We start from the raw sequence: 25,368 nt of genomic DNA, 5'->3' as shown, positions 1-25,368 counted from the left end.
GGCTCTGCGCGTGAGCGTGACGCCTGATCGTTCCTTCAGGTACAATTCCCGGCTATTTTTGGCGGGCAGTCTGCCTGCGACCTTTTTCGAGTGTTGATCCGTGAGTGATTTGAGTCATATCCGCAATTTCTCCATCATCGCCCACATTGACCATGGCAAGTCGACGCTGGCTGACCGGTTCATCCAGATGTGCGGCGGCCTGACCGAGCGCGAAATGGAAGCTCAGGTCCTTGATTCCATGGACCTGGAGCGTGAGCGCGGGATTACGATCAAAGCCCACAGCGTCACCCTTTATTACAAGGCGAAGGACGGCATCACCTACCAGCTCAACTTCATCGACACCCCGGGACACGTTGACTTCACCTACGAAGTCAGCCGTTCGCTGGCGGCGTGTGAAGGCGCGCTGCTGGTGGTCGATGCCGGTCAGGGCGTCGAAGCCCAGTCCGTTGCCAACTGCTACACCGCGATCGAACAGGGCCTGGAAGTCATGCCGGTCCTGAACAAGATTGACCTGCCCCAGGCCGATCCGGACCGGGTCAAGGAAGAAATCGAAAAGATCATCGGCATTGATGCCACCGACGCCGTGGTATGTAGCGCCAAGACCGGCCTGGGTGTCGACGAAGTGCTTGAGCGTCTGGTCCACACCATTCCCGCGCCGACCGGCAACATCGAAGACCCGCTGCAAGCGCTGATCATCGACTCGTGGTTCGACAACTACCTGGGCGTTGTTTCCCTGGTGCGTGTGCGTCATGGCCGCGTCAAGAAGGGCGACAAAATCCTGGTCAAGTCGACCGGCAAGATGCACCTGGTTGACAGCGTGGGCGTGTTCAATCCCAAGCACAGCGCCACCGCCGATCTGAAAGCCGGTGAAGTGGGCTTCATCATTGCCGGCATCAAGGATATTCACGGCGCGCCAGTGGGCGACACCCTGACCCTGAGCACTACGCCGGACGTTCCGGTGCTGCCCGGCTTCAAGCGCATCCAGCCGCAGGTCTACGCCGGTCTGTTCCCGGTCAGCTCCGATGACTTCGAGGATTTCCGCGACGCGCTGCAGAAGCTGACGCTGAATGACTCGTCCCTCCAATATCTGCCGGAAAGCTCCGACGCGCTGGGGTTCGGCTTCCGCTGCGGCTTCCTCGGCATGCTGCACATGGAGATCATCCAGGAGCGCCTCGAGCGCGAGTACGACCTGGACCTGATCACCACCGCACCGACGGTAATCTTCGAGTTGCTGTTGAAGACCGGTGAAACCATTTACGTCGACAACCCGTCGAAATTGCCAGACCTGTCCACGATCGAGGACATGCGTGAGCCGATCGTGCGGGCGAACATTCTTGTGCCTCAAGAGCACCTGGGCAACGTCATTACGCTGTGTATCGAGAAGCGTGGCATTCAGCACGACATGCTGTTCCTCGGTACGCAGGTGCAAGTGACCTACGATTTGCCGATGAACGAAGTGGTTCTGGACTTCTTCGACCGTCTGAAGTCGACCAGCCGTGGCTATGCCTCGCTGGACTACCATTTCGATCGTTATCAGTCGGCCAATCTGGTTCGTCTGGACGTGATGATCAACGGCGACAAGGTCGACGCCCTGGCGCTGATCGTGCACCGTGACAACGCAGCCTACAAAGGCCGCGCGTTGACTGAAAAGATGAAAGAACTGATTCCTCGTCAGATGTTCGACGTGGCAATCCAGGCTGCGATTGGCGGCCAGATTATCGCGCGTACAACCGTCAAGGCGCTCAGAAAGAACGTACTGGCCAAATGTTACGGCGGCGACGTCAGCCGTAAGCGCAAGCTGCTCGAGAAGCAGAAGGCCGGTAAGAAACGCATGAAGCAGGTCGGCAACGTGGAAATTCCACAGGAAGCCTTCCTTGCAGTGCTCAGGTTGGAATAGTCAGGCCCTATGTCACTAAATTTCCCGCTGTTGCTGGTCGTCGCCGTGTTTGTCTGCGGTTTGCTGGCCCTGTTCGATCTGGTCATATTGGCGCCGCGTCGCCGCAACGCGATTGCGAACTATCAAGGCAGCGTGAGCCAGCCTGATGTCGCGGTCGTGGAGCGGTTGAACAAGGAGCCGTTTCTGGTCGAGTACGGCAAGTCGTTCTTTCCGGTGTTGTTCATCGTTCTGGTGCTGCGCTCGTTCTTGGTCGAGCCGTTCCAGATCCCTTCGGGCTCGATGAAGCCAACGCTGGACGTGGGCGATTTCATCCTGGTGAACAAGTTCTCGTACGGCATCCGCCTGCCGGTGATCGACCTCAAGGTCATCCCGGTCGGCGACCCGCAACGTGGCGACGTGATGGTGTTCCGCTACCCAAGCGACCCCAACGTCAACTACATCAAGCGCGTCGTCGGCCTGCCGGGGGATGTGATCCGCTACACCAACGACAAGCAGTTGTTCATCAACGGTCAGTTGGTGGCCAAGCAGTTGATCGGTTCGGAGCCGGGCACGCTGGGTAGCGCAGAACTCTACAACGAGAAGCTGGGCGAGGTGGAACACCAGATCCGTCAGGAAATGAGCCGCTACCGCGCGCCGCCTGACCATGAATGGACCGTTCCGGCCGCCCACTACTTCATGATGGGCGACAACCGCGACAACTCGAACGACAGCCGTTACTGGGATGACCCCAACATTCCCAAGGACGAGCTGGGCATGGTCCCCGACAAGAACATCGTCGGCAAGGCCTTCGCGGTCTGGATGAGCTGGCCTGAACCCAAACTCAGCCACTTTCCGAACTTCTCGCGAGTCGGTCTGATCAAGTAATCGATGCGGCGCTGCCACTGGCAGCGCCGTATGTCATTCAGGGCCATGTTGCGTGGCCGATCTCGCAGGTGACAGGGAAGGGCTACTCTTGAAAGCAACCATGACGTCTGCCGGTCCGCAAAAAGGCCTGTCGTTCATCGGCTGGCTGGTGTTGCTGGCGATTCTGGCCTTTGTCGGAAGTGCCGCCGCCAAGATCGTGCCGCACTACATGGACTACCTGTCGATGAAGAAAATCATCGAAAGTGCCGGCACTGATCGCACGGCAGACATCACCAACGCCGGTGACCTTAACGCCTACGTGGCCAAAGGCATGCTGGTTAATAACATTCGGGATTTGGATTTGAACAAGGCGTTAACTGTGACGACGGAGAACAACAGGTTCCTCGCCCATTTGAAGTATGAAAAACGTGAGCCACTGATCCAGAACATCGATCTGGTGGTCAAGTTCGACCACGAATTCAGCGTGGGTAAACCGTGAGCGTTTCATTAAGTCGCCTGGAGCGTCAGCTCGGCTATACCTTCAAGGATCAGGAACTGATGATCCTGGCCCTGACCCACCGCAGCTTTGCCGGACGCAACAACGAGCGTCTGGAATTCCTCGGTGATGCCATTCTCAACTTCGTCGCCGGCGAAGCGCTGTTCGAGCGTTTCCCCCAGGCGCGCGAAGGTCAGTTGTCCCGCCTGCGTGCCCGCCTCGTGAAAGGCGAGACCCTCGCGCTGCTGGCCCGTGGTTTCGATCTGGGTGAGTACCTGCGCCTGGGCTCGGGTGAGCTGAAGAGCGGCGGCTTTCGCCGCGAGTCGATTCTGGCCGACGCGCTGGAAGCCCTGATCGGTGCGATCTACCTCGACGCCGGCATGGACATGGCAAGGGATCGCGTGCTGGCCTGGCTGGCCAGCGAGTTCGAAACCCTGACGCTGGTCGACACCAACAAAGACCCGAAAACACGGCTGCAGGAATTCCTTCAGTCACGCGCCTGTGACCTGCCGCGCTATGAAGTGGTGGACATCCAGGGCGAGCCGCATTGCCGAATCTTTTTCGTCGAATGCGAGATCTCTTTATTGAATGAAAAAAGCCGGGGACAAGGTGTCAGCCGTCGCATCGCCGAACAGGTAGCAGCGGCCGCAGCCCTTATCGCCCTGGGTGTGGAGAATGGCAATGACTGATTCACCTGCAACACGCTGTGGCTATGTTGCCATTGTTGGCCGGCCAAACGTGGGCAAGTCGACACTGCTGAACCACATCCTCGGCCAGAAACTGGCGATTACGTCGCGCAAGCCGCAGACGACCCGGCACAACATGCTCGGGATCAAGACTGAAGGCGCCGTACAGGCGGTTTACGTCGATACGCCCGGCATGCACAAAAACAGCGACAAAGCGCTTAACCGTTACATGAACAAGACCGCTTCGGCAGCGTTGAAAGACGTCGACGTGGTGATCTTCGTGGTCGATCGCACCAAGTGGACCGAAGAAGACCAGATGGTCCTGGAGCGCGTGCAGTACGTGACCGGCCCGTTGATCGTGGCCTTGAACAAGACTGACCGCATCGAAGACAAGAGCGCGCTGATGCCGCATCTGTCCTGGCTGCAGGAGCAGCTGCCGAACGCACAGATCATCCCGATCTCGGCGCAGCAGGGGCATAACCTGGAAGCGCTGGAAAAGGTCATCGCCGATCATCTGCCGGAGAATGAGCATTTCTTCCCGGAAGATCAGATCACCGACCGCAGCAGCCGTTTTCTTGCAGCGGAACTGGTGCGCGAGAAGATCATGCGTCAGCTCGGCGCCGAGCTGCCGTATCAGATCACTGTCGAGATCGAACAATTCAAGCAGCAGGGCAAGACGCTGCACATCCACGCGCTGATTCTGGTCGAGCGCGACGGGCAGAAGAAAATCATCATTGGCGACAAGGGCGAGCGCATCAAGCGTATCGGCTCGGATGCGCGCCGCGACATGGAAGTGCTGTTCGACTCCAAGGTCATGCTCAACCTGTGGGTCAAGGTCAAAGGCGGCTGGTCTGATGACGAGCGCGCGTTGCGTTCGCTGGGTTACGGCGACTTGTAAGACGCCGATCGACACCGCTGCTCTGTGGGGAAATCCCACACTGCCGCGCAGCAGATCCAACCTTGTGGGAGTGAGCTTGCTCACGAAGACGGTATTTCAGCCGCTGACTATCCAGCGGATGGAGCCGGGTTTTCGTGAGTAACCTCACTCCCACAGTCGTTTAAGATTGCCCGTCCGGCCGCGTTCTTTCATCGAGATAGCCATGTCACAAACCCCTCCCGTCGGTCAGCTCGCCTATGTGCTGCACAGCCGTGCGTACCGCGAAAACAGCGCGCTGGTCGACTTCATTACCCCGCAGGGTCGCTTGCGTGCGGTGTTGCGCAGCGCACGGGGGAAGGCGGGGACGATGGCGCGGCCGTTTGTGCCGCTGGAAGTCGAGTTTCGCGGGCGGGGCGAGTTGAAGAATGTGGGGCGAATGGAAGGCGCTGGCGTCGCCACGTGGCTGGAAGGCGAGGCGCTGTTCAGCGGTCTTTATCTTAATGAGCTACTGATTCGCCTGCTGCCCGCCGAAGACCCGCACCCGGGCGTGTTCGAACATTACGCCGCGACGCTTGTGGCGTTGGCCGAGGGGCGTGCGCTGGAACCGTTGCTGCGCTCGTTCGAATGGCGGCTGCTGGACGATCTCGGTTACGGTTTTGCGCTGGACGCGGACGTCAACGGCGATCCACTGGCCAGCGACGGCCTGTACCGGCTTCAGGTGGATGCCGGCCTTGAGCGGGTTTATCTGTTTCAGCCGGGATTGTTTCAGGGCGCCGAATTGCAGGCGATGTCTGAAGCGGACTGGAGTTCGCCGGGGGCGCTGTCTGCGGCCAAGCGTCTGATGCGCCAGGCTTTGGCCGTGCATCTGGGCGGGCGCCCGTTGGTCAGCCGTGAATTGTTTCGCAAACTCTAGCGTCCGGCGGCACAAACCTAGAAAATCCTTCCTCGCGTGCGTAATCAGCCACCCATTGGCTGGCACCGCCACAGTAATCAGGAGAACCCCGTGACCCACAGCACTCGCATTCTGCTCGGCGTGAACATCGACCACGTTGCTACCTTGCGTCAGGCCCGCGGGACGCGCTATCCCGATCCGGTCAAGGCAGCGCTGGATGCTGAAGAAGCAGGCGCCGACGGCATCACCGTGCATTTGCGGGAGGACCGTCGGCATATTCAGGAGCGCGATGTGTTGCTGCTGAAAGACGTGCTGCAAACGCGCATGAACTTCGAGATGGGCGTCACCGAAGCGATGATGGCGTTTGCCGAGCGCATTCGGCCTGCGCATATCTGCCTGGTACCGGAAACCCGTCAGGAGCTGACCACCGAGGGCGGGCTGGATGTCGCCGGTCAGGAAGCGCGCATCAAGGCGGCGGTGGAGCGGTTGTCGGCCATCGGCAGCGAAGTCTCGTTGTTCATCGACGCCGATGAGCGCCAGATCGCAGCGTCGGCCCGGGTTGGCGCGCCGGCCATCGAACTGCACACAGGCCGTTATGCCGACGCTGAAACCCCGGCCGCTGTGGCCGAAGAACTCAAGCGCATTGCCGATGGTGTCGCCTTCGGTTTGGCCCAGGGCCTGATCGTCAACGCCGGCCATGGTTTGCACTATCACAACGTTGAAGCCGTCGCGGCGATCAAGGGCATCAACGAGCTGAACATCGGCCACGCGCTGGTGGCCCATGCTTTGTTTGTCGGCTTCAAGTCGGCAGTGTCGGAGATGAAGGCGCTGATTCTGGCAGCGGCGGGTTCTGCTCAGGACAAATGACAGATAGGGGATTGCGCACCGTCTTGACACTCCGCTTTCGTGCAGCAGACACAAACTTCGTGGGAGCGAGTTTGCTCGCGAAGAGGCCGGCACTCTCACTCACTATGTCGGCAGACAGAATGCCTTCGCGAGCAAGGTGGAGCGCCACCCCGGTCGCTCCCACGGGTGATTTGTCCGCACTGACATCTGCGGTGTTGTCATGCTCAATGAGCGCGCGCAATAGCGCTTTTGTCGGGTTACGGCTTGCGCCCCACGATCACCGCACGCCGCGGCGCCGGCAGGCCTTCTACGGTTTTGCTGTGGTCCGCCGGATCGAGGAAGTCGCTCAACGACTGAAAGCGCATCCAGTCGGTGCCGCGTTGTTCTTCCACCGTGGTGGTGCTGACGTCAACGCAGCGCACATCCACAAAGCCCGCGCGGCGCAGCCACAGTTCCAGCGCGGGCACTGACGGCAGAAACCACACGTTGCGCATCTGCGAGTAGCGGTCTTCCGGCACCAGCACCTGATTCGCGTCGCCTTCCACCACCATGGTTTCCAGCACCAGCTCTCCGCCTTTGACCAGGCAGTCCTTCAGCGCCAGAAGGTGATCGATGGGCGATTTGCGGTGATAGAGCACGCCCATGGAAAACACCGTGTCGAAACCTTCGAGCCGCGCCGGCAGATCTTCCAGGGTGAACGGCAGGTGCCACGCCGGCAGGTCCGGCAGATAGCGCTGCATGGCCTGGAACTGGCAAAAGAACAGCCAGTTGGGATCGACGCCAATCACGCTGTCGGCGCCTGCGCCCAGCATGCGCCACTGGTAATAGCCGTTGCCGCAGCCGACGTCTAGAACGCGCTTGCCTTTCAAATCAAGGTGCGGCGAGACCCGCGACCATTTCCAGTCCGAGCGCCATTCGGTGTCGACGTGCACGCCGAACACATCAAAAGGGCCTTTGCGCCACGGCGACAGCCCCATCAGCGCAGCGCGGGTCTGCTCGCGGGTGGCGTCATCGCAGTCGGCGTCGAGGATGAAATCGTCCTTGAGCTCGATGCGGCTTGGCGTGAGGTCAGGCAAGGCATTCAGCGCGCCTTGCCAGCGCTCCAGGTCGCCGTGACCCTTTTCCATCTTCGCGTCGAGTTGCGCCTGCAGGCCTTGGGCCCAGGCATACAGTGGCGTGCCCGCCAGACGGCGGACCAGGGGAGCGAGATCAATCATGGCAGGGCAATCAACGAGGCGAAATTAAGGCACTGGAACCAGGGCACGACTTTGCTGAATCCGGCAGCCAGCAAGCGTTCGCGGTGCTGCTCAAGGCTGTCGGGTTTCATCACGTTTTCGATGGCGCTGCGTTTCTGCGCGATCTCCAGTTCGCTGTAACCGTTGGCGCGTTTGAAGGCGACGTGCAGATCGGTGAGCAGCGCGTGCTCTTCGGTGTCATCAAAGCGCAGCTTCTCCGACACGATCAGCGCGCCGCCGGGCAGCAGCGACTGGCGGATACGCGTCAGCAGAGCGAGGCGTTGTTCCGGCGCGATGAATTGCAGGGTGAAGTTCAGCGCGACCACCGAGGCGGGCTGAAACTCGAGATTCAGGATATCGCCGTCGATGACCTCCACCGGCAACAACTCCTGATACATCGAGTCCTGAGCGTTGAGGTACTCGCGGCAGCGTTCGACCATGGCCGACGAGTTGTCGATGGCGATCACCCGGCAATCTTCAGTGCGCACATGCCGACGCAATGCCTGAGTGACGGCGCCCAGTGAACTGCCCAGGTCATAGAGCACGCTGTGGGGCTGGGCGAATTGCGCCGCGAGCACGCCGAGGTTTTCGACGATGGTCGGATAGCCCGGCACCGAGCGCTTGATCATGTCCGGGAACACCCGCACGACGTCTTCGTTGAAGGCGAAGTCGGGCACCTGGGGCAGCGGCTGGGCGAATAGGCGGTCGGGTTCTGGGCTCACGGCGATTCCGGGGTACGAAGCGAAAAGTGCGGCATTTTAGCCAATTCCGTCCCTCGGCTGGAACCTCATCTCATCGCTCGTGTGCCGACTTTGCCCCGCCGCTGAAAAAGCCGCGCCCGGTTACGGGGCGCGGCCAGGGCTCAAGCCATGTAATCAGTACTTCCAGCTCACCGACGCGGTGAAGTTGCGTGGATCCCCGAAGTTGCTCTGGTTGTAGCGCAGGCTCTGTTGGTATTTCTCGTTGGTGAGGTTGTTGAGGTTGAGCTGGGTGCTCCAGTGCTGATCGATGTCGTAGCGGGTCATCAGGCCGATGAGCGCGTAGGCGTCCTGGCGGGCGGCGGGCGAGTCGTCGTTCTGAGTCTTGCTCTGCCAGCTCAGGCTGCCGCCGACCTTGACCTTCGGCGCCATCGGCAACTGGTAGGTCATCGACGACGTCAAGGCGTGGCGCGGGATGAACTTGCGCGCACGGCTGTCGTTGTTGTCAGTGATATAGACGTAGGTGTACCCGCCGTTGACTTGCAGCCCCGGCGCCACTTCGCCCGACGCTTCCAGCTCCAGGCCGCTGCTGTCGTAGGACATCGCCTCGTAGACATAGCCGCCCAGGTTGGCATCATAGGTCGAACTGCCCGGCACGTTGTCTTGCTTGGCATGGAACACCGCTGCGCTGACGTTGAGCTTCTTGTCCAGCAACTGGCCCTTGATGCCCGCTTCATAGCTTTTGCCTTCAAGCGGATCGAGCACCCGGCCTTGACCGTCGAGGTAATACTGCGGATTGAAGACTTCGGTGTAACTGGCGTACAGCGCGTATTCGGGGGTCAGGTCGTAGACGATACCGGCATACGGCGTGACTTTGCCGTGAATGCGCACCTCGCGCGCGGAGCCGTAGTTTTCGCCATTGCTGTCCGCGCTGAGCATGCGGGCGCCGGTGATCACATGCAGATCGTCGGTCAGGCTGAAACGCGCGCCGGCGTAAACGCTCTTCTGGCGATCGGTGTAGTTCGAGGTCGCAGCGGGTAACGCAGCGACGTAATTCGGCTGCGGCAGGTAGCCATGCAGCGCATCTTCAAGGGTCACAGGCGAGTAGTTGAGGACGTCACCGTACTGCGAGGATTCGCGATTGCGCTGGCGTGCAGCGTTCGCCCCCAGCGTGAGTTGATGTTCCCGACCGCCGAGCATGAAGGGGCCGCTCAGCGAGTAATCGCCACTGAGTTCGAGGTTCTTGTCTTTGTACTTGGAGCCCAGTCCGGTGTAACCGGTGGGTGAAGTGCTGTCGCCGTACATGTAGAACATCTCGGTGTCTTCGCGGTGCTCGGCGCCGGCGACGGTCAGCTTCGACTTCCAGTCGTTGGCGAAGGTGTGTTCCCACTCGGCAAACGCACGTTGCGTGTGAACGTCCCAATGCACCCACGGCTGGGAAATATTGGAATGGGTGCTGCTGTAATGAATGGAGTTGCCATTGCCATCGACCAACGGCAGTGCGCCCCAGCTTGAGCCATTGGCGTTGGTTTTCTGGTCCTCGTAACCAAGGGTCAGCGTGTCGCTGTCGCTCAGGTCGAATGCCAGCAGACCGCTGAAGATGTTCTTCTCGCGGGAGTAGCGATCAAGGTATGAGTTGCCGTTTTCGTTGGCGTAGATGACCCGCCCCCGCACGTTGCCCGAGTCGGTCAGGGGGCCGGAGACGTCGATGTCCACCCGGCGTTTGTCCCAGGAACCGGCGGTCACGTCGATCTTTGCCTGGGGATCGTAAGTCGGGCGTTTGCGGATGAAGTTGACCGTGGCCGAGGGGTTGCCGGCCCCGGACATCAAGCCGTTGGCGCCGTGAACGATATCGACCTGTTCGTAGGGCGCCAGGTCGATATCGCCCACCAGCAACCCATTGGTCATCGGCATGGCCGTGCCGTCGTACTGGAAGTTGTTGATGTCGAAACCGCGCGCGGTGAAGTAAGTGCGGTCTGTTTCGACTTTCTGCACGTTGACGCCGGGGGTGCTGGTCAACACATCGCGGATGCTGTTGAGCTTGAAGTCATCCATTTGCTCGCGTTTGATGTTGGTCACACCCTGGGGCGTTTCCTGGTTGGTCAGGTCCAGCCGGGTGGTGGTGCTGCTGGGCTTGCCCTGGTAGCCCTGCGGGTTGCCGGTGTCGCCGTAGGTGGCGGTTGACGTCACGTCAGTGGCCGGCAGGCTGAGCGCTGTCTCTTCGGCATTCGCTGTGTTGAGCACGCTCAGGGCGATTAACGAAAGGGCCTTTGGGCAAAAGGGGATCGAGTGACGCATGGCGGGCAACGCTCCGGCGAATGTAACAAATGGTGATGGTTCTCAATTATCGGCAAGTTACAATTGAGAATCAATGTCATTTATTGCATTCGTCGGTGTTGGCTGCAACGCTGGCCATGATCGGGTGCCTTCCCCCAGCGTTAAAGCTTTCCCCCCGGCAGTCGAAACACCTTAATTCGCAACTCATTTCATTACTGGCACAGGGAACCGTGGCATGCATGCGTTCAAGGCGTTGTACGAGTCCATCGAAAGGCAGTTTTTCAATTCTTTGACCAAGAAGCTGTCGAGCCTGTTTCTGATGGTGGTGGTGAGCGCCGTGGTGTACTGGGTGGCCGTGAGCCTGCGCGCGGACATTCTTCTGCAGTTGCGCAGCGCGCAGTTGCCGGCGGAGACGCTAAGCATGATCGAGGGGAAACTCGATGTGCTGAGCAATGCCATCCTGGGCAGCACGCTGTTTACCCTGTGTCTGGTCAGCTTCATGGTCTGGTATTTCCGGCACTTGATCGTGCGGCCGGTGACCCAGATGAGCTTGGCGCTGGAAGGCATTGCCAACGGCGAGGGCGACCTGTCCAAGGACTTGCCGCTGCTAACCCACGATGAAATTCGCGTGCTGGCGAGTACCTGCAACCGGTTTCTGGCCAAACAGCGGGAGATCATCAGCAGCGTTCAGGCGTTGACCGTGCACATTGCCGTGGAGTCCGCGCGCTCGCTGAAAAACATCAGCGATTCCAGCGACAGCGCGACCCATCAGGCGCGCTTCGCCAAGGAAGTCATGGAGCAGAGCAACGACGCAGTGGGTCGGATTGCCGAGGTGTCCCGGCAGACTCAGGGCATTTCCGGGACCACCGCGCAGAACCTCAGCATGGCCCGCGACTCCTACACTGAACTGCTGGAAGTGACCGGCAATATCAGTGAGATTTCCAGCAGCCTGAATGAGTTCGGCACCCTGGTTTCGGCGCTGAACCAACGTTCGTCGAGCATCAAATCCATTGTCGGATTGATTCAACAAATCTCCTCCCAGACCAATCTTCTGGCGCTCAACGCGGCGATCGAGGCGGCGCGTGCAGGGGAGAGCGGGCGTGGTTTCGCGGTGGTTGCCGACGAAGTCCGGACCCTCGCCCAGAACGTCAGCCGCGCCACCGAGGACATTTCCCAGAACATCGACGCCATGTTGCTGGAAGTGAGCTCGACCCACGAGCAAACCACCCAGATCAGCCACAGCGCCCGGGAGACCCAGAAAGTGGTCGAGCGCGCGTCTGGGCATTTCGAGAGCATGATCGGCGACTTCGAATCCACCCACACGAAGCTTGAGGACATCGCCTCGCACATCCAGCAGTTTGCCGACAGCAACACCGGCATCAACGACCGCGTCACGCAGATTCATGCGGACAGCCAGTCCATCGACCAGCGCATGCAGCATTCGGCCACGGCCACCCGAGACCTGTCGGGCGTGGCGGAAAAGGTTCAGGCGCTGCTGGGCCGGTTTGTCCTCGGGCATGGCGCGCTGGACGCTGGCATTACCCGCGCCAGTCATTGCCGCGACCGGCTCCAGGTGCGTCTGGCCGTGCTGCAACGTGAGGGCTTCAACCTGTTCGATCAGAACTACAAATTGATTCCCGGGACTGATCCCAAGCAATACACGACCAGCTACACCGAGCGCTTCGCGCAGATCTGTCAGGAGGAGTGCGACGCGCTCACCAAAGGCACGCGGGGCGGTAAGGTCACCTTCATCGTCGACAGCAAGGGTTACTGCCCGGTGAACAACAGCTGGGTGTCGAAAAAACCTACGGGCGACCGAGCTATCGACCTACCGGTGTGCCGGAACAAGCGCATGTTCGCTGACCCCATCGGCCTGCGCGCAGCCGCTAACCAACAGCGCTTCCTGCTGCAAACCTACCTGCGCGACACCGGCGAAATCATGACCGAGATCGACGTGCCGTTCTTCTTCGAAGGCCGTCATTGGGGCAACTTGCGCATGGGCTTCGACGCTGCGCAATTACTGGCCGAGTGACAGAGGCTCACGCCAGTGCTCAGCGACTGATCAGCCCTTCGCCGGCAAGGATTTTCCTGCGCGAGCAGCCGTGGAATGAGCGGGCGATCAGTTCACCGTAATGACGCAATCGAAGGTGCGTGCTGGCGCCACTTCCGGCGCCCAGGGTTGTTGGTAGACCATCATCAGGTGACCCGTGCCCGGATTGGCGGCTCGGTAGCGCCAGACCGACTGACCGCCTTCACCGACCAAACCTACGTCTTTGGAGGCATTGAACACCTCGGGCCCCAGGCTGCTCAGGATGGACGGCGCAGGGTTTTGCATCAGCCAGCGGTGCCCGGTCGTGGGATTGCTGGGCAGCATCAGCATGAGGGTCTGGCCGGTTTTGAGAGAAAGGGGACAGTCTTGCTGATCGTCCAGGGAGACGATCTGTTTTGGCGCCTGGACGCAAGCGGCAAGCAGGCTGAGGCTGAACGGGACGAGCAAGCGGGCAGCGGTCATGAAGGCTCCGGTCATAGGCAACATGGGGGGAGCATAACCGAAGACGGGAGAGATGCTAATCAGGTGGGCCGCACAAGACGTGTGAGGGCGGCCAGGGTGGCGCCCCCACACGTTGAGGCGAGGTCAGTGCTTAAAACAATATCTTCGCCACATCCGCAAAGCGTTTGGCGAAGTGCGCGGTAATGCCTTCTTTCAGGTAATCCGGCAGTTCTTCGAAGTTGCCACGGTTGGCTTCCGGGAGGATCAGCTCGTAGATCTTCTGGCGCCGCGCCGCGATCACCTTCTCCCGCACGCCGCCAATCGGCAGTACGTGCCCGGTCAGGGTCAGTTCTCCGGTCATCGCCACGCCTTTTTTCGGCGCCTGGTTACGCGCCAGCGACAGCAGCGCGCTGGCCATGGTCACACCGGCACTTGGCCCGTCTTTCGGCGTCGCACCTTCCGGCACGTGAAGGTGAACGAAGGCTTCGTCGAAGAAGGTTTTGTCGCCGCCAAACTTCGCCAGATTGGAGCTGACGTAGCTGTAGGCGATTTCGGCAGACTCCTTCATCACGTCGCCCAGCTGGCCGGTGAGCTTGAAGCCGCGGTTGAGCGTATGGATGCGGGTCGCTTCGATTGGCAGTGTCGCGCCACCCATGCTGGTCCAGGCCAGGCCGGTAATCACGCCGGTGCCCGACAACACTTGCTCGTTGCGGAACACCGCCATGCCCAGCGAAGCTTCCAGCTCTTTCGGGCCGATCTTGACCACGGTGTCCGGGTTGTCCAGCAGCTTGACCACCGCCTTGCGCACCAGTTTGCCCAGCTGTTTTTCCAGCTGCCGCACACCGGCTTCCCGCGCATACCCTTCGATCACCGCGCGCAATGCACTGTCGCTGATCATCAGGCTGTTTTTCGACACGCCGGCCTTGGCCAGTTGCTTGGGCCACAGATGGCGCTTGGCGATGGCGAGCTTTTCTTCAGTGATATAGCCCGACAGGCGAATCACTTCCATCCGGTCCAGCAGCGGGCCGGGGATCGAGTCCAGGGTGTTCGCGGTGCAGATGAACAGCACCTTCGACAGGTCCAGACGCAGGTCGAGGTAGTGGTCGAGGAATTCGACGTTCTGCTCCGGGTCCAGGGTTTCCAGCAGCGCCGAGGCCGGGTCGCCCTGGAAGCTCTGGCCCATCTTGTCGATCTCGTCGAGCATGATCACCGGGTTCATCACTTCCACGTCTTTCAGCGCCTGCACCAGCTTGCCCGGTTGGGCGCCGATGTAGGTGCGACGATGGCCCTTGATCTCGGCCTCGTCGCGCATGCCACCAACGCTGAAACGGTAGAACGGCCGGCCCAGGGATTCCGCAATCGACTTGCCGACGCTGGTTTTACCCACGCCCGGCGGGCCGACCAGCAGCACGATGGAGCCGGAGATTTCGCCTTTGTAGGCGCCGACGGCGAGGAATTCGAGAATGCGGCTCTTGATGTCATCAAGGCCGGCGTGGTGCTGATCGAGCACCTTGCGCGCGTGTTTCAGGTCGAGCTTGTCGTCACCAAACACGCCCCACGGCACCGCGCTTGCCCAGTCCAGGTAGTTGCGCGTGACGGCGTATTCCGGTGAACCGGTTTCCAGCACCGACAGCTTGTTGATCTCTTCGTCGATGCGCTTGCGCGCCTGGGGCGGCAGGGTCTTGCCCACCAGACGCTCTTCGAACTGTTCGATGTCAGCGCTGCGGTCGTCCTTGGTCAGCCCCAGTTCCTGCTGGATGACCTTCAGCTGTTCCTTGAGGAAGAACTCACGCTGGTGCTCGCCGATCTTGCGGTTCACTTCCGCGGAGATTTCTTTCTGCAGGCGCGCGACTTCGACTTCCTTGCGCAGCATCGGCAGGACTTTTTCCATGCGCTTGAGCACGGGCACGCAATCGAGCACCTGCTGCAGCTCGACGCCCGTGGCGGAAGTCAGGGCCGCAGCGAAGTCGGTCAGCGGGGAAGGATCGTTGGGGCTGAAGCGATTGAGGTAGTTCTTCAACTCTTCGCTGTACAGCGGGTTGAGCGGCAGCAGTTCCTTGATCGCATTGATCAGCGCCATGCCGTAGGCCTTGACCTCATCGGTCGGCTCGTTGGGCTGGTGCGGGTATTCGACCTCCACCAGAAACGGCGGGCGATGGTGCTTGAGCCAGGTCTTGATGCGCACACGGCTCAGGCCCTGGGCGACGAACTGCAGCTTGCCGTTTTCACGGCTGGCGTGGTGCACCTTGACCAGCGTGCCGTACTCCGGCAACGCCTTGGTGTCGAAATGACGGGGGTCGTCGGGCGGGGTGTCCATGAAAAACAGCGCCAGCGAGTGGTGATCAGACTTGCTGACCAGCTCCAGCGTTTCGGCCCAGGGCTCTTCATTGACGATGACCGGCAGCACTTGCGCGGGGAAGAACGGACGGTTGTGGATCGGGATGATGTACACCTGATCCGGCAGGTTCTGGCCGGGCAGGGCGAGGCGCTTGTTGTCGGAGCCGAGGATTTCGTGCTCATGATCGTCGTCGGGGTGCGGCTGGTTGGCGTCGGACTGCTGGTCGCTCATGGGGCACCTGCATAAATGGAGATGAGCCTTAGATGGGGCGCAAGGCCTCAGGTTTCAATAGCGCCGGTCGATAGCAATGACTAAGCAGGCCGATTTAAAAGCATATGTGGCGTTGCGCCAGGCCGTGGCCTCCAATAGGTGATGGCCATGTGCTTTGCCGGAAGTCCGTCTGATATCGCCGACCTCCGATCCGTGGGCTACGCTGGAAATCATCGCCAAGTAGGCTCTCTTTGCGGGCCTCGCTGTCTGGAACATCTGTCATGCGCCGTGTTTTTATGTCGTTGTTGCTGGTTGTAACCGCTCTGTATGGCACCTTCGCCCATGCGGCCAGCCTGACCGCCGAGTTCGTCGATGGCCAGGGAAAGCCGCTTCCGGACGCGGTGCTCACCCTGCGCGGTGCTACTTTGCCGCCTGCGGGGTCGCTGAAAGCCGACATGGACCAGCGCGATGTGCAATTTGCCCCCCATGTGCTGGCGGTGCGCACCGGTACCCAAATCAGTTTTCCCAACAGCGATCAGATCCGCCATCAGGTGTATTCGTTCTCGACGCCCAAGCGTTTCGAACTGCGGTTGTATGGCGGCACACCGTCGGCCCCCGTGCTGTTCGACAAGCCGGGCGTGGTGGTGCTCGGCTGCAACGTACACGACAACATGCTCGGTTACGTGTACGTCACCGACGATGGCTGGTTCGGCGTCAGCAATGACAAAGGTGCGCTGACCCTGGATCAAGTGCCCGCCGGTCACTACACTGCCACCCTCTGGCACCCGCAGGCCCCCGACATGCTGCCGGTGTCCGGCGGCGAGATCGACATTCCGACCGGTGGCCTCAAGCAGCGGTTCAGCATCGCCGTACAGCCCAACGCCGAGAACACCCCCGCCGCGCCGCCCTCCAGTGCGTTCGGCGACGCCTTCCATAAAGCGGCCCACGAATGAAGGTGCGCATCAGCTTTCAGGCGCGGATTGCCGGCGTGTTGATCATGCTGCTGCTGATCGTGGTCTTCGCCGTGTTTATTGCGGTGAAAGCCGCCACCCAGGACGCTGTGCGCAAACAGGCCCAGGCGCAGCTCGAAGTCGGCACCCGGGTGTTTGAAGGCTTGCTGGAAATGCGCGGCAAGCGGCTGCGCGACGCCGTGCAGTTGTTGTCCACAGACTTCGGTTTCCGTGACGCCGTGGCATCCGCGGACTCGGCAACCATTCGTTCGGTGCTGCTCAACCACGGCGCCCGAATCAACGCCAATGACATGTTCCTGCTGGGCATGGACGGCACGGTGATGGCCAGCACCGTCGCGCAGATCCCAGAAGGTTCGCCGTTCCCGTACATCCAGGCGTTGCGTGACCTCAAGGGCAAGAATCAATCGATGCTGATCGTGCCGTTGCAGGGGCAGCCGCACTTGCTGGTCGAAAGCACCGTGCTCGCACCGCTGCCGATTGCCCGCGTGGTGATGGGTTTCAGCATGGACGGTGATCTGGCGCAGGAACTGCGCTCGTTGAGCGGTTTGCAGGTGTCATTTCTGTCGCTCGTGCAAAAGCAGCCGGGTCAGATGATCAGTACCCAGCCGGAGACGCTGTTTGACAGCCTGCGCAGCGTAATGATGAATCCGCCCACCAACGAGATGCAGATGACCGAGCACCACAGCCAGAGTTTTCTGAGCAAAACCCTGCGGCTGGGCAGCAACAGCGACAGCGAGGTCGTGGCCCTGCTGCAGAGCCCGCTGGATCAAGCCATGCAGGCATTCGCGCCGCTGGATAAGACGCTGTTCTGGATCACTGTCGTGGCGTTGGCGTGTTCGCTGGTCGGCGCGTTGTTACTGGCGCGCAGCCTGTCGCGGCCAGTGAATGCCCTGGCTCAGGCCGCCCGGCGTATTGGCGAAGGTGATTACGCAACGCCCGTGGTGCTGGATCGCCGAGACGAACTGGGCCTGCTCGCCAGCGCCATCAATTCGATGCAGAGCGGGATCGCCGAGCGTGAGCTGCAACTGGCTCACAATGCCCTGCATGATCCACTGACCGGGCTGCCCAACCGCGCGTTGGTGATGGAGCGCCTCGGCAGCGCGGTCGTTGCACAGCGACCGGTGGCCCTGCTTTATCTGGGCATCGATAACTTCCGCGCGATCAGCACCAACGTCGGTCTGGAGGGGGTTGAGCAACTGCTGCGGATCATCAGCGGACAACTGCAAGAGCCGCTGCGTCCCGGCGACACGGTGGCGCGGCTCTCCGACAACGAGTTTCTGCTGCTGGTGCAAAACGCCGAGACCGACAGCGCCGTCGCGGTGGCTGACCGGCTGCAGCGTTTACTGGTCAAGCCCCAGCGCATCGGCGAGCAAGACATCGCGATGGATGCCTGCATCGGCATCGCGGCCTATCCGGCCAATGGCGATTCGGCGACCGAGCTGCTCAGGCGTGCGTCCATTGCGCGGCAGGACGCGGCGCAGTTGCCGGGCCGTCTGCAAGTCTATGTGGACGGTCGCGATGTGGCTCACCTGCGCCAGATCAGTCTGATCCGCGACTTGCGCCAGGCCGCCCGCAACGGCGAGCTTTCACTGCATTACCAGCCGAAACTGGATATTCGCAACGGCCGGGTCACTCAGGCCGAGGCCTTGCTGCGCTGGCAGCACCCGCAATTCGGCTCGGTATCGCCCGCCGAGTTCATCCTGCTGGCGGAGCGCACCGGGAGCATTCAGATCCTCACCCACTGGGTCATCGAAGATGCGCTGCGCCAGCTCGCCGAGTGGGCGCAGCGCGGTCTCATTCTGCAGGTCTCGGTGAACATCTCGGCGGACGACCTGCTGGGCAACGATCTGGCTGACCGCGTTGCTGCGCTGCTCAAGCTCTACCGCGTGCCGGCTGAACAGTTGATTTTCGAGATCACCGAAAGCGCGATCATGCGCGAGCCCGAGCAGTCGTTGAAAGTGCTCAATCGCCTGCGTGATTTCGGCATCAGTCTGTCGGTGGATGATTTCGGCACCGGTTACTCCTCGCTGGCCCACCTCAAGCGGCTGCCGGTGCAGGAATTGAAGATCGATCAGTCCTTCGTGCGCGACCTGGATGAAACCAGCGAAGACGCCGTGATCGTGCGCTCGACCATCGAGATGAGCCACAACCTGGGCCTGAAGGTGGTCGCCGAAGGCGTCGAGTACGAACACAGCCTGCGCTTGCTGGAGCGCTGGCACTGCGACACCGCGCAGGGTTACCTGATCAGCCGGCCGCTGAATGCGATCGCCTTCGAAGCCTGGATCGCGCAGGCCCAGCTCCCACCCCGCATGACGATGCACTGATGGAACAGAGATTTATGGCACGAAGTCTTTCGATGTACGTAAACCCCGTGGTACTGGCCAGTGTGGTGGGAGCCTGCGCAGCGTGGGTTGCGCCAACGGCTGAAGCCGAACAGGGCCGGCTGATCGCCACCGGCGGCGCCAGCAGCATTGAAGGCGGCGCAGGCGGCGGGATCATTCCCTGGGCCATGCTCGCCGGGTATGACGAGCAGGGCGAGTGGGGCGGCAATGCTTTCACGACCCACGTCGACTTGCCGGACTACACCCTGGATGTGGTCGGCGCAGCGGCGTCCTATGGCAATCGCGTGGAGGTTTCCTACGCCCATCAACGTTTCGATCTGGGGTCACTGGTCAGCAAGTACAACCTTCCGGAGGACAACCTCACTCAGGATATCTTCGGCGTGAAGGTTCGCCTGTTTGGCGACCTGATCTACGATCAACTGCCGCAGGTCTCGGCAGGGCTGGAATACAAACACCAGAACGATTTCCTCATCCCCAGCCTGGTGGGCGCGAAGCGGGATTCGGATGTCGAGGGCTACGTCACGGCGAGCCGTCTGTTCATGGGCGCGGCCTTTGGCTACAACGTGGTGGTCAATGCCGGTTTGCGTTACAGCCGCGCCAACGAAACCGGTTTGATGGGCTTTGGCGGCGACCGCCGCGATACCCGCAGCGTACTGAAAGAGGGCGGCGCAGCCATCCTGTTCAACCCGCACTGGGCGATGGGCATGGACTACCGCGAGAAGCCCGACAACCTGTCGTTCGCCGGCGAAAGCGACTGGGCAGACTTCTTTGTTGGCTGGTTCCCCAACAAGCATGTTTCCGTGGTGCTGGCCTACGCGCATCTCGGTGAAATCGCCACGCTGGACAACCAGAACGGCACCTACCTTTCCGTGCAAGGGAGCTTTTGATGAAGCGGTCTTTGTGGCTGATCGTCGGGCTCAGTCTGTCGCTGCTGGTGGGGTGCGCCCAACAGCCGCCCAAGGACGACAGCCTTTATCAGGACCTGGGCCAGCGCGCCGGCATCCAGAAAATCGTCGAAGGCATGCTGCTGCACATCGCCCAGGATGACCGCATCTATAAATACTTCGCCAAGGTCGACATCGTCCGGGTGCGCGACAAGCTGGTGGAGAGATTCTGCGTCGAGGCAGGCGGGCCGTGCACGTACACGGGTGACTCTCTGGAAGAAGTGCACAAGGGCATGAAACTCAGCCGCAGCGATTTCAATGCGCTGGTCGAGGACCTCATCGATGCGATGAACGAGCAGCACATTCCGGTCACGACGCAGAACCGGTTCATTGCCCGGCTGGCGCCTCAGCGTGGGGAAGTGATCGAGAAGTAGGGATGTGTGCTTCGGGGCAAAGGGGACAGATTAATTTACGGTGAAGCGCTGTAAATAAATCAGTCCCTTTGATCTACAGCGCGCACAAAAAAGGCGGTCACCTCACGGGACCGCCTTTTCTGTTACTGCACGACGCTAATCAGTGAAACTGATCAATCCGGCAGTTTGTAGGCGATCACGTAATCGCCCTGTTTGGTGCCCAGCGAACCGTGACCGCCTGCAACGACCAGCACGTATTGCTTGCCGTCCTTGCCGGTGTAGGTCATCGGCGTGGTCTGGGCGCCTGCTGGCAGACGACCTTCCCACAACTGCTTGCCGTTACGGACATCGTAGGCGCGCAGGTACTGGTCCAGTGTGGCGCTGAGGAACGACACACCGCTGGCGGTGATGAACGTGCCGCCCAGGCTTGGAACGCCCATGGTCAGCGGGATCGGAACCGGCGAGCTGTCGCGCACGGTGCCGTTCTTGTGCTTCCAGATGGTCTGGTGGTTGGTCAGATCGACCGCCGCCACGTAACCCCATGCTGGCGCCTGGCAAGGCAGACCCATCGGCGACAACAGCGCTTCAAGGATCACACCGTACGGCGCGCCTTTGTTCGGCTGCACGCCTTCGGTTTCGCTCTTGCGACCCGGGCCGCCTTCAACTTCTGCTGCCGGTACCAGCTTGGAACGGAACGCCATGTAGCTCGGGTTGACGAAAGCAATCTGACGCACCGGATCGACCGAAATGCCGCCCCAGTCGAACACGCCGAAGTTACCCGGATACACCAACGTGCCTTGCAGCGACGGCGGGGTGAACGGGCCTTCATAACGCAGGGATTTGAAGTCGATCCGGCAGAGCATCTGATCAAACGGCGTCACGCCCCACATGTCGCGCTCTTTCAGCGGCGGCGGCATGAAGTTCAGGTCGGACTTCGGCTGGGTAGGCGACGTGTGATCGCCGGCAACCGCGCCCTGTGGAACAGGAATTTCGTTGATCGGCACGATGGGCTGACCGTTGCTGCGGTCCAGCACATAGATGCTGCCCTGCTTGGTGGAGGCCAGAACAGCAGGCTTCACGCCGTCAGCGGTTTTCATGTCCATGAGCGTTGGCTGACCGCCGACGTCCATGTCCCACAGATCGTGGTGGGTGAACTGGAAATGCCATTTCACGTGACCGGTGGCGATGTCCAGCGCGACCAGACCGGCGCTGAACTTCTCCGACGCCTCGGTGCGGTTGCCGCCCCACTGGTCAGGCATCTGGTTGCCCATTGGCAGGTAGAGCATGCCCAACTTTTCGTCGACGCTGAACATCGACCACATGTTGGGCGAGTTGCGGGTGTAGGTCTTGCCCTCGGCAATCGGCGTGGTGTCGTCCGGGTTGCCACTGTCCCAGTTCCAGACCAGACGGCCGGTGTGCACGTCGAACGCACGGATCACGCCCGAAGGCTCGTCGGTGGACACGTTGTCGGTGACGTGACCGCCAATGACCACGAGGTCTTTGGTTACGGCCGGTGGCGACGTCGAGTAGTAACCGCCCGGTGCGTACGTACCGATGTTGGCGCTCAGGTCGATCGAACCGTGATTGCCGAAGTCTTCACACATTTTGCCGGTGTCGGCGTTCAGGGCGATCAGACGGGTGTCGGCGGTCGGCAGGAAGATCCGACGCGGGCAGGCATTGGCTGCGCCAGCAACTGCCGGAGCGGCCGGGCTTTGCGCAGGGGCGGCAGCGTCGGTCGGCGCGGTGGCAGCATAGGCGGCGTCATCGTGATACGACACGCCACGACAGGTCATGTGCGCCCAACCCTTGAAGTTGGCTGCTTTGCCGCTGCTGATCTTCGGATCGAAGCGCCAGATTTCCTTGCCGGTGTCCGGGTCCAGTGCGATGACCTGGCTGTGCGGCGTGCAGACGTAGAGCATGCCGTTGACTTTCAGCGGGGTGTTTTCGGCCGTGGTTTCACCCGGATCGTTCGGACCCGGAATGTCGCCCGTGCGATAGGTCCACGCCGGGACCAGCTTGCTGACGTTGTCCGGGGTGATCTGCGACAGCGGCGAGTAGCGATCGCCGAAGGCCGTGCGACCGTAGGACTGCCAGTCGCCGTCAGGCATGGCCGGCGCGGCGCTGGTGGTGCCGGCGGTTTCGCGGTCCAGCTGGCCTTTGATTTCACCGGGGTGTGTGAACTGGCTGGCCAGCGCGGCGATGCCCGCGACAATCACGGCAGCGCCCAATGCGCGCGTACCGGTATCGCTGACCTGGCCACGCAGGACCGGACGACGGAACCATGGCAGCAGCATCACGATGCCCAGGGCAAACCAGAGTGCCAGACGCGGCACCAGCTGCCACCAATCCAGGCCCACTTCCCACAGCGCCCACACGGTACTGGCGAACAACACCAGTGCGTACAGGCCGAAGGCCGCGCTGCGACCCATCATCAGCAGGACGCCGGTGATGGCGAAGCCGATGCCGGCCAGCAGGTAGTAAAGCGACCCGCCCAGGGTCAGCAGTTTGATGCCCCCGACCAGCAAGGCCAGACCCATTATCAGAATCACCAGCCCGAGCAAGCTCGGAAGCAGGCGACCCTTACCGAAAGCACCCTCAGTGCTCATAAGTGTTGTACTCCGTAACGATGTGGTGGTTAACGCGTGTTGGCGTGAAGGCGGGGCGGCTAAGCCATGCCTTCAATGCCGATGCCTGGGTGCAGCCGGACGAGCGGGGCTGATCAGAACGAGGACTGGATTTTCAACCCCGCGACCAGTGCGTCATCGACCTGATTCACGCCGCCCGGATGACGGATGAATTGCAGGTTCGGGCGCACGGTCAGCCAGTTGGCGACGTGCACGCCGTAGTAGATTTCGGCGTTGTATTCAGTGTCCTGCACGGGCAGGAAAGCCGGGTCGTTGTAGTCCGAGACGCCTTCGGCCTGATTGCGCAGGTTGATGTTCTTGCGGTACGCCGGGTTGACGTGGATGCGGCTGATGCCGACGCCGATGTCATCCTCGGGGCGCGCATCAAACGGGCCTTTGTACGTCGCGCCGAGGGCAACGAAGTTGTCGATCATGTTGGTTTTCTTGTCGTGCAGCGTGCCGTTGGCGAACAGGCTCAGGCCGCGGCTGTTATCGCTGGCCTGGCTGGTGACTTGCTGGCGCAGGGTCAGCCACATGCCGTGTTTGCTGGACGACGAGGCGTAGTCATCGCCGCTCTGGGCGGCGTATCGACCGTTGCTGTCCTTGTAAACGTCGCTGCTGTCGGCGGTGCTGTAGTAGTAACCGGCGCGGTATTCGCCCGGCAGGCCGTTGACCTTCGGCGACCACACCACCTCGACGGGCAATACCGCGCCTTGGGTGCCACTGCCGCTGAGTTTGAAGGCGTTGTCGTTTTCCAGGTTTGACGGGTTCTGCTCGAACGCACCGACCTGCACGAACAGTTCGGGGTTCAGCTGGTATTTGACGCGCATCGCCCACTGGCTGATCGGCCAGTTGTACCAGATGCCGCCGCCCCAGTTGCCGACCTGCGAGCCGCACAGCGCCAGGTTCTGGAAGTCGCACGGGAAGGTGTTGAAGTCTTCGCCTTCATTGAACCGGCCGACTTTTACGCTGAGCGTCTGGTCGAGAAATTTCTGCTGGTACCAGAGGTCGGTCAGGCGCGTGACGTTGCCACGGCCCCAGACTTCCTGGGACGACGAAATGGTGCCGGTGCGCGGATCACCCACGCGGTCGTTGCTGATGTTGTCGCCGTTGCGATTGGTCAGGGTCAGCTGAAATTCGGCGTCGTGCCAGCCGAGGATTTTCTGCAGGTCCATGTGCGCGCCGAGGGCGAACTGGTCGCTGTAGCGGGTTGCCTTGTCATGGTTGTAGCCGCCGTGCAGGTTGGAGCCCACTTCCACGACTGAATCGAGCTTGAAGTCGTAACCCTGTTCGGAAAGCTCGCTGCGCTTGCCTCCCCAGTCACCCAGCATCCACGGCGACGTGCTGTCGAACGCCGGCGCGGCATGGGCGCAGGTCGCGAACCCCAGCGCCGCAAGGCTCAGCGCGCTGGCGTGACGAAGGGCTCGGGACGATTTGCAGGTCGGGGTGCAGGTCAGGCGTTTCAGATGACTGGGCATAGGGCGGGAGGTCTTTTTGAGTTATTCGAGAGCAAAAGGCGATGCCGCTCGCAACGCTTTGAAGGCGCATTGCAAGGTCTTAACAAATGACGAATTAACCGTTTCAGCGTTTAGGGCGGCGATGATAGGGCCCTAACGATTTTTTAAAAAGTCGAAATTGCGACATGGATCGTTGCGATTGGCGTAACAGTGGCGGGCAGGCAGGGCAGCGCTGTCCACTGTTCAACCCGCCTGTTAACGGTGCTGCGGGGAAGGGAGATTTGCCGCTGACCTTTGCAGGCAGCGCATGGATGAGTGTTTAGTCAGGGGCATCCAATCCGCAGGATTCTGCGACATGGCGGCTGACGCTTTCCCGGCTGAAGCCGGTCCCACTAAGAGCCTGCGCCGTGCCAGCGAGAATGGACTGAATGCACGCAATTCAATTGTGGGACCGGCTTTAGCCGGGAAGAGGCCGGTTGGGTCACCCGGAAATTTGCGGCGTGGCGAATGACGCTTTCCCGGCTGAAGCCGGTCCCACTAAAATCCTGAAAATCACCCAACCCTTCACACCCGCCGGTGCGTCCGCTAAGGTGCGCAGCTCGCGAAACTGTCCGATCCAATCAGCGTCCATAGGCCCGCCATGACCACACCCAACAACAACCCGCTGCACGGCGTGACGCTGGAGCAGATCCTCATCGCGCTGGTCGAGCATTACGAGTGGTCGGGGCTGGCTGAGCGGATCGACATTCGCTGCTTCAAGAGCGACCCGAGCATCAAGTCCAGCCTGACGTTTCTGCGCAAGACTCCTTGGGCGCGGGAGAAGGTCGAAGGGTTGTACATCAAGCTGGCGCGCACCAGGCGCCCGAGCTGACTTGCCGCCTGCCAAGGATT

At 61.1% G+C, this 25,368-nt stretch carries 20 protein-coding genes; 13 read left to right on the top strand and 7 right to left on the bottom strand.

Annotated elements, in window-relative coordinates; all coding sequences use genetic code 11:
* Positions 1 to 100 precede the first annotated feature (100 nt).
* From lepA to pdxJ, 7 genes are all read left to right on the top strand, one after another.
* Complete coding sequence (lepA, locus tag ACYASU_RS03305) at positions 101 to 1,897, top strand: translation elongation factor 4 (RefSeq protein WP_065992448.1); 1,797 nt, start codon at positions 101 to 103, stop codon at positions 1,895 to 1,897.
* 9 nt (positions 1,898 to 1,906) lie between these two features.
* Positions 1,907 to 2,761 (top strand): signal peptidase I, encoded by an 855-nt coding sequence (gene lepB / locus ACYASU_RS03300; protein WP_192171634.1) that lies wholly within the window; start codon positions 1,907 to 1,909, stop codon positions 2,759 to 2,761.
* A 100-nt stretch (positions 2,762 to 2,861) separates the two neighbouring features.
* Complete coding sequence (locus ACYASU_RS03295) at positions 2,862 to 3,239, top strand: DUF4845 domain-containing protein (RefSeq protein ID WP_192171633.1); 378 nt, start codon at positions 2,862 to 2,864, stop codon at positions 3,237 to 3,239.
* Positions 3,236 to 3,925, top strand: a complete 690-nt coding sequence (gene rnc / locus ACYASU_RS03290) for a ribonuclease III (protein WP_037014347.1) — start codon at positions 3,236 to 3,238, stop codon at positions 3,923 to 3,925. The genes ACYASU_RS03295 and rnc overlap by 4 nt, the downstream gene beginning before the upstream one ends.
* Entirely contained in the window at positions 3,918 to 4,820 is a 903-nt protein-coding gene (gene era / locus ACYASU_RS03285; RefSeq protein WP_074888856.1) for a GTPase Era, read from the top strand. Before rnc ends, era begins: the two co-directional genes overlap by 8 nt.
* Positions 4,821 to 5,022: 202 nt before the next feature.
* Entirely contained in the window at positions 5,023 to 5,712 is a 690-nt protein-coding gene (gene recO / locus ACYASU_RS03280) for a DNA repair protein RecO (protein WP_282366177.1), read from the top strand.
* 90 nt (positions 5,713 to 5,802) lie between these two features.
* A complete protein-coding gene (gene pdxJ, locus ACYASU_RS03275; protein WP_423572243.1) occupies positions 5,803 to 6,558 on the top strand; it encodes a pyridoxine 5'-phosphate synthase in 756 nt (251 codons plus the stop codon).
* 236 nt (positions 6,559 to 6,794) lie between these two features.
* On the opposite strand, the gene cmoB is transcribed toward pdxJ, so the two are convergent.
* The 3 genes from cmoB to ACYASU_RS03260 form a co-directional block, all read right to left on the bottom strand.
* Positions 6,795 to 7,754 (bottom strand): tRNA 5-methoxyuridine(34)/uridine 5-oxyacetic acid(34) synthase CmoB, encoded by a 960-nt coding sequence (gene cmoB / locus ACYASU_RS03270; protein ID WP_272630001.1) that lies wholly within the window; start codon positions 7,752 to 7,754, stop codon positions 6,795 to 6,797.
* Complete coding sequence (gene cmoA / locus ACYASU_RS03265) at positions 7,751 to 8,494, bottom strand: carboxy-S-adenosyl-L-methionine synthase CmoA (RefSeq protein WP_133772470.1); 744 nt, start codon at positions 8,492 to 8,494, stop codon at positions 7,751 to 7,753. The genes cmoB and cmoA overlap by 4 nt, the downstream gene beginning before the upstream one ends.
* Positions 8,495 to 8,647: 153 nt before the next feature.
* Entirely contained in the window at positions 8,648 to 10,768 is a 2,121-nt protein-coding gene (locus tag ACYASU_RS03260) for a TonB-dependent siderophore receptor (protein ID WP_463581939.1), read from the bottom strand.
* Positions 10,769 to 10,982: 214 nt separating this feature from the next.
* Here ACYASU_RS03260 and ACYASU_RS03255 point away from each other — a divergent pair, with 214 nt between their 5' ends.
* Positions 10,983 to 12,779: a methyl-accepting chemotaxis protein gene (locus ACYASU_RS03255; RefSeq protein ID WP_463581938.1), complete on the top strand. Its 1,797-nt coding sequence runs from the start codon at positions 10,983 to 10,985 to the stop codon at positions 12,777 to 12,779.
* A gap of 87 nt (positions 12,780 to 12,866) precedes the next feature.
* On the opposite strand, the gene ACYASU_RS03250 is transcribed toward ACYASU_RS03255, so the two are convergent.
* A complete protein-coding gene (locus ACYASU_RS03250) occupies positions 12,867 to 13,259 on the bottom strand; it encodes a protease inhibitor I42 family protein (RefSeq protein WP_463581937.1) in 393 nt (130 codons plus the stop codon).
* A gap of 130 nt (positions 13,260 to 13,389) precedes the next feature.
* Entirely contained in the window at positions 13,390 to 15,807 is a 2,418-nt protein-coding gene (lon, locus tag ACYASU_RS03245) for an endopeptidase La (RefSeq protein WP_192171624.1), read from the bottom strand.
* Positions 15,808 to 16,067: 260 nt separating this feature from the next.
* Here lon and ACYASU_RS03240 point away from each other — a divergent pair, with 260 nt between their 5' ends.
* Genes ACYASU_RS03240 through ACYASU_RS03225 form a run of 4 tightly spaced genes read left to right on the top strand, consistent with a single transcriptional unit; the run spans position 16,068 to position 20,417 of the window.
* The gene (locus ACYASU_RS03240; protein WP_463581936.1) at positions 16,068 to 16,739 is read left to right on the top strand and encodes a methylamine utilization protein; all 672 of its coding nucleotides are present in this window, start codon (positions 16,068 to 16,070) and stop codon (positions 16,737 to 16,739) included.
* The gene (locus tag ACYASU_RS03235) at positions 16,736 to 19,081 is read left to right on the top strand and encodes a bifunctional diguanylate cyclase/phosphodiesterase (RefSeq protein ID WP_463581935.1); all 2,346 of its coding nucleotides are present in this window, start codon (positions 16,736 to 16,738) and stop codon (positions 19,079 to 19,081) included. Before ACYASU_RS03240 ends, ACYASU_RS03235 begins: the two co-directional genes overlap by 4 nt.
* Positions 19,082 to 19,113: 32 nt before the next feature.
* On the top strand, positions 19,114 to 19,986 hold the full coding sequence (locus tag ACYASU_RS03230; RefSeq protein WP_463581968.1) for a DUF3034 family protein: 873 nt from the start codon (positions 19,114 to 19,116) through the stop codon (positions 19,984 to 19,986).
* Positions 19,986 to 20,417, top strand: coding sequence for a group I truncated hemoglobin (locus tag ACYASU_RS03225; RefSeq protein WP_192171620.1), 432 nt, complete (start codon positions 19,986 to 19,988; stop codon positions 20,415 to 20,417). The genes ACYASU_RS03230 and ACYASU_RS03225 overlap by 1 nt, the downstream gene beginning before the upstream one ends.
* Before the next feature lie 152 nt (positions 20,418 to 20,569).
* Here ACYASU_RS03225 and ACYASU_RS03220 read toward each other — a convergent pair whose 3' ends face one another.
* On the bottom strand, positions 20,570 to 23,002 hold the full coding sequence (locus tag ACYASU_RS03220; protein WP_463581934.1) for a glucose/quinate/shikimate family membrane-bound PQQ-dependent dehydrogenase: 2,433 nt from the start codon (positions 23,000 to 23,002) through the stop codon (positions 20,570 to 20,572).
* 113 nt (positions 23,003 to 23,115) lie between these two features.
* A complete protein-coding gene (locus ACYASU_RS03215) occupies positions 23,116 to 24,498 on the bottom strand; it encodes a carbohydrate porin (RefSeq protein WP_463581933.1) in 1,383 nt (460 codons plus the stop codon).
* Positions 24,499 to 25,117: 619 nt separating this feature from the next.
* Between ACYASU_RS03215 and ACYASU_RS03210 the strand changes: the two genes are divergently transcribed.
* The gene (locus ACYASU_RS03210) at positions 25,118 to 25,348 is read left to right on the top strand and encodes a VF530 family protein (RefSeq protein ID WP_192171617.1); all 231 of its coding nucleotides are present in this window, start codon (positions 25,118 to 25,120) and stop codon (positions 25,346 to 25,348) included.
* Positions 25,349 to 25,368 lie beyond the last annotated feature (20 nt).

The sequence above is a fragment of the Pseudomonas sp. HP_12 genome (assembly GCF_055283955.1).
Note: the sequence above shows the minus strand (reverse complement) of the source record. Positions and strands in the feature narration are given on the sequence as shown.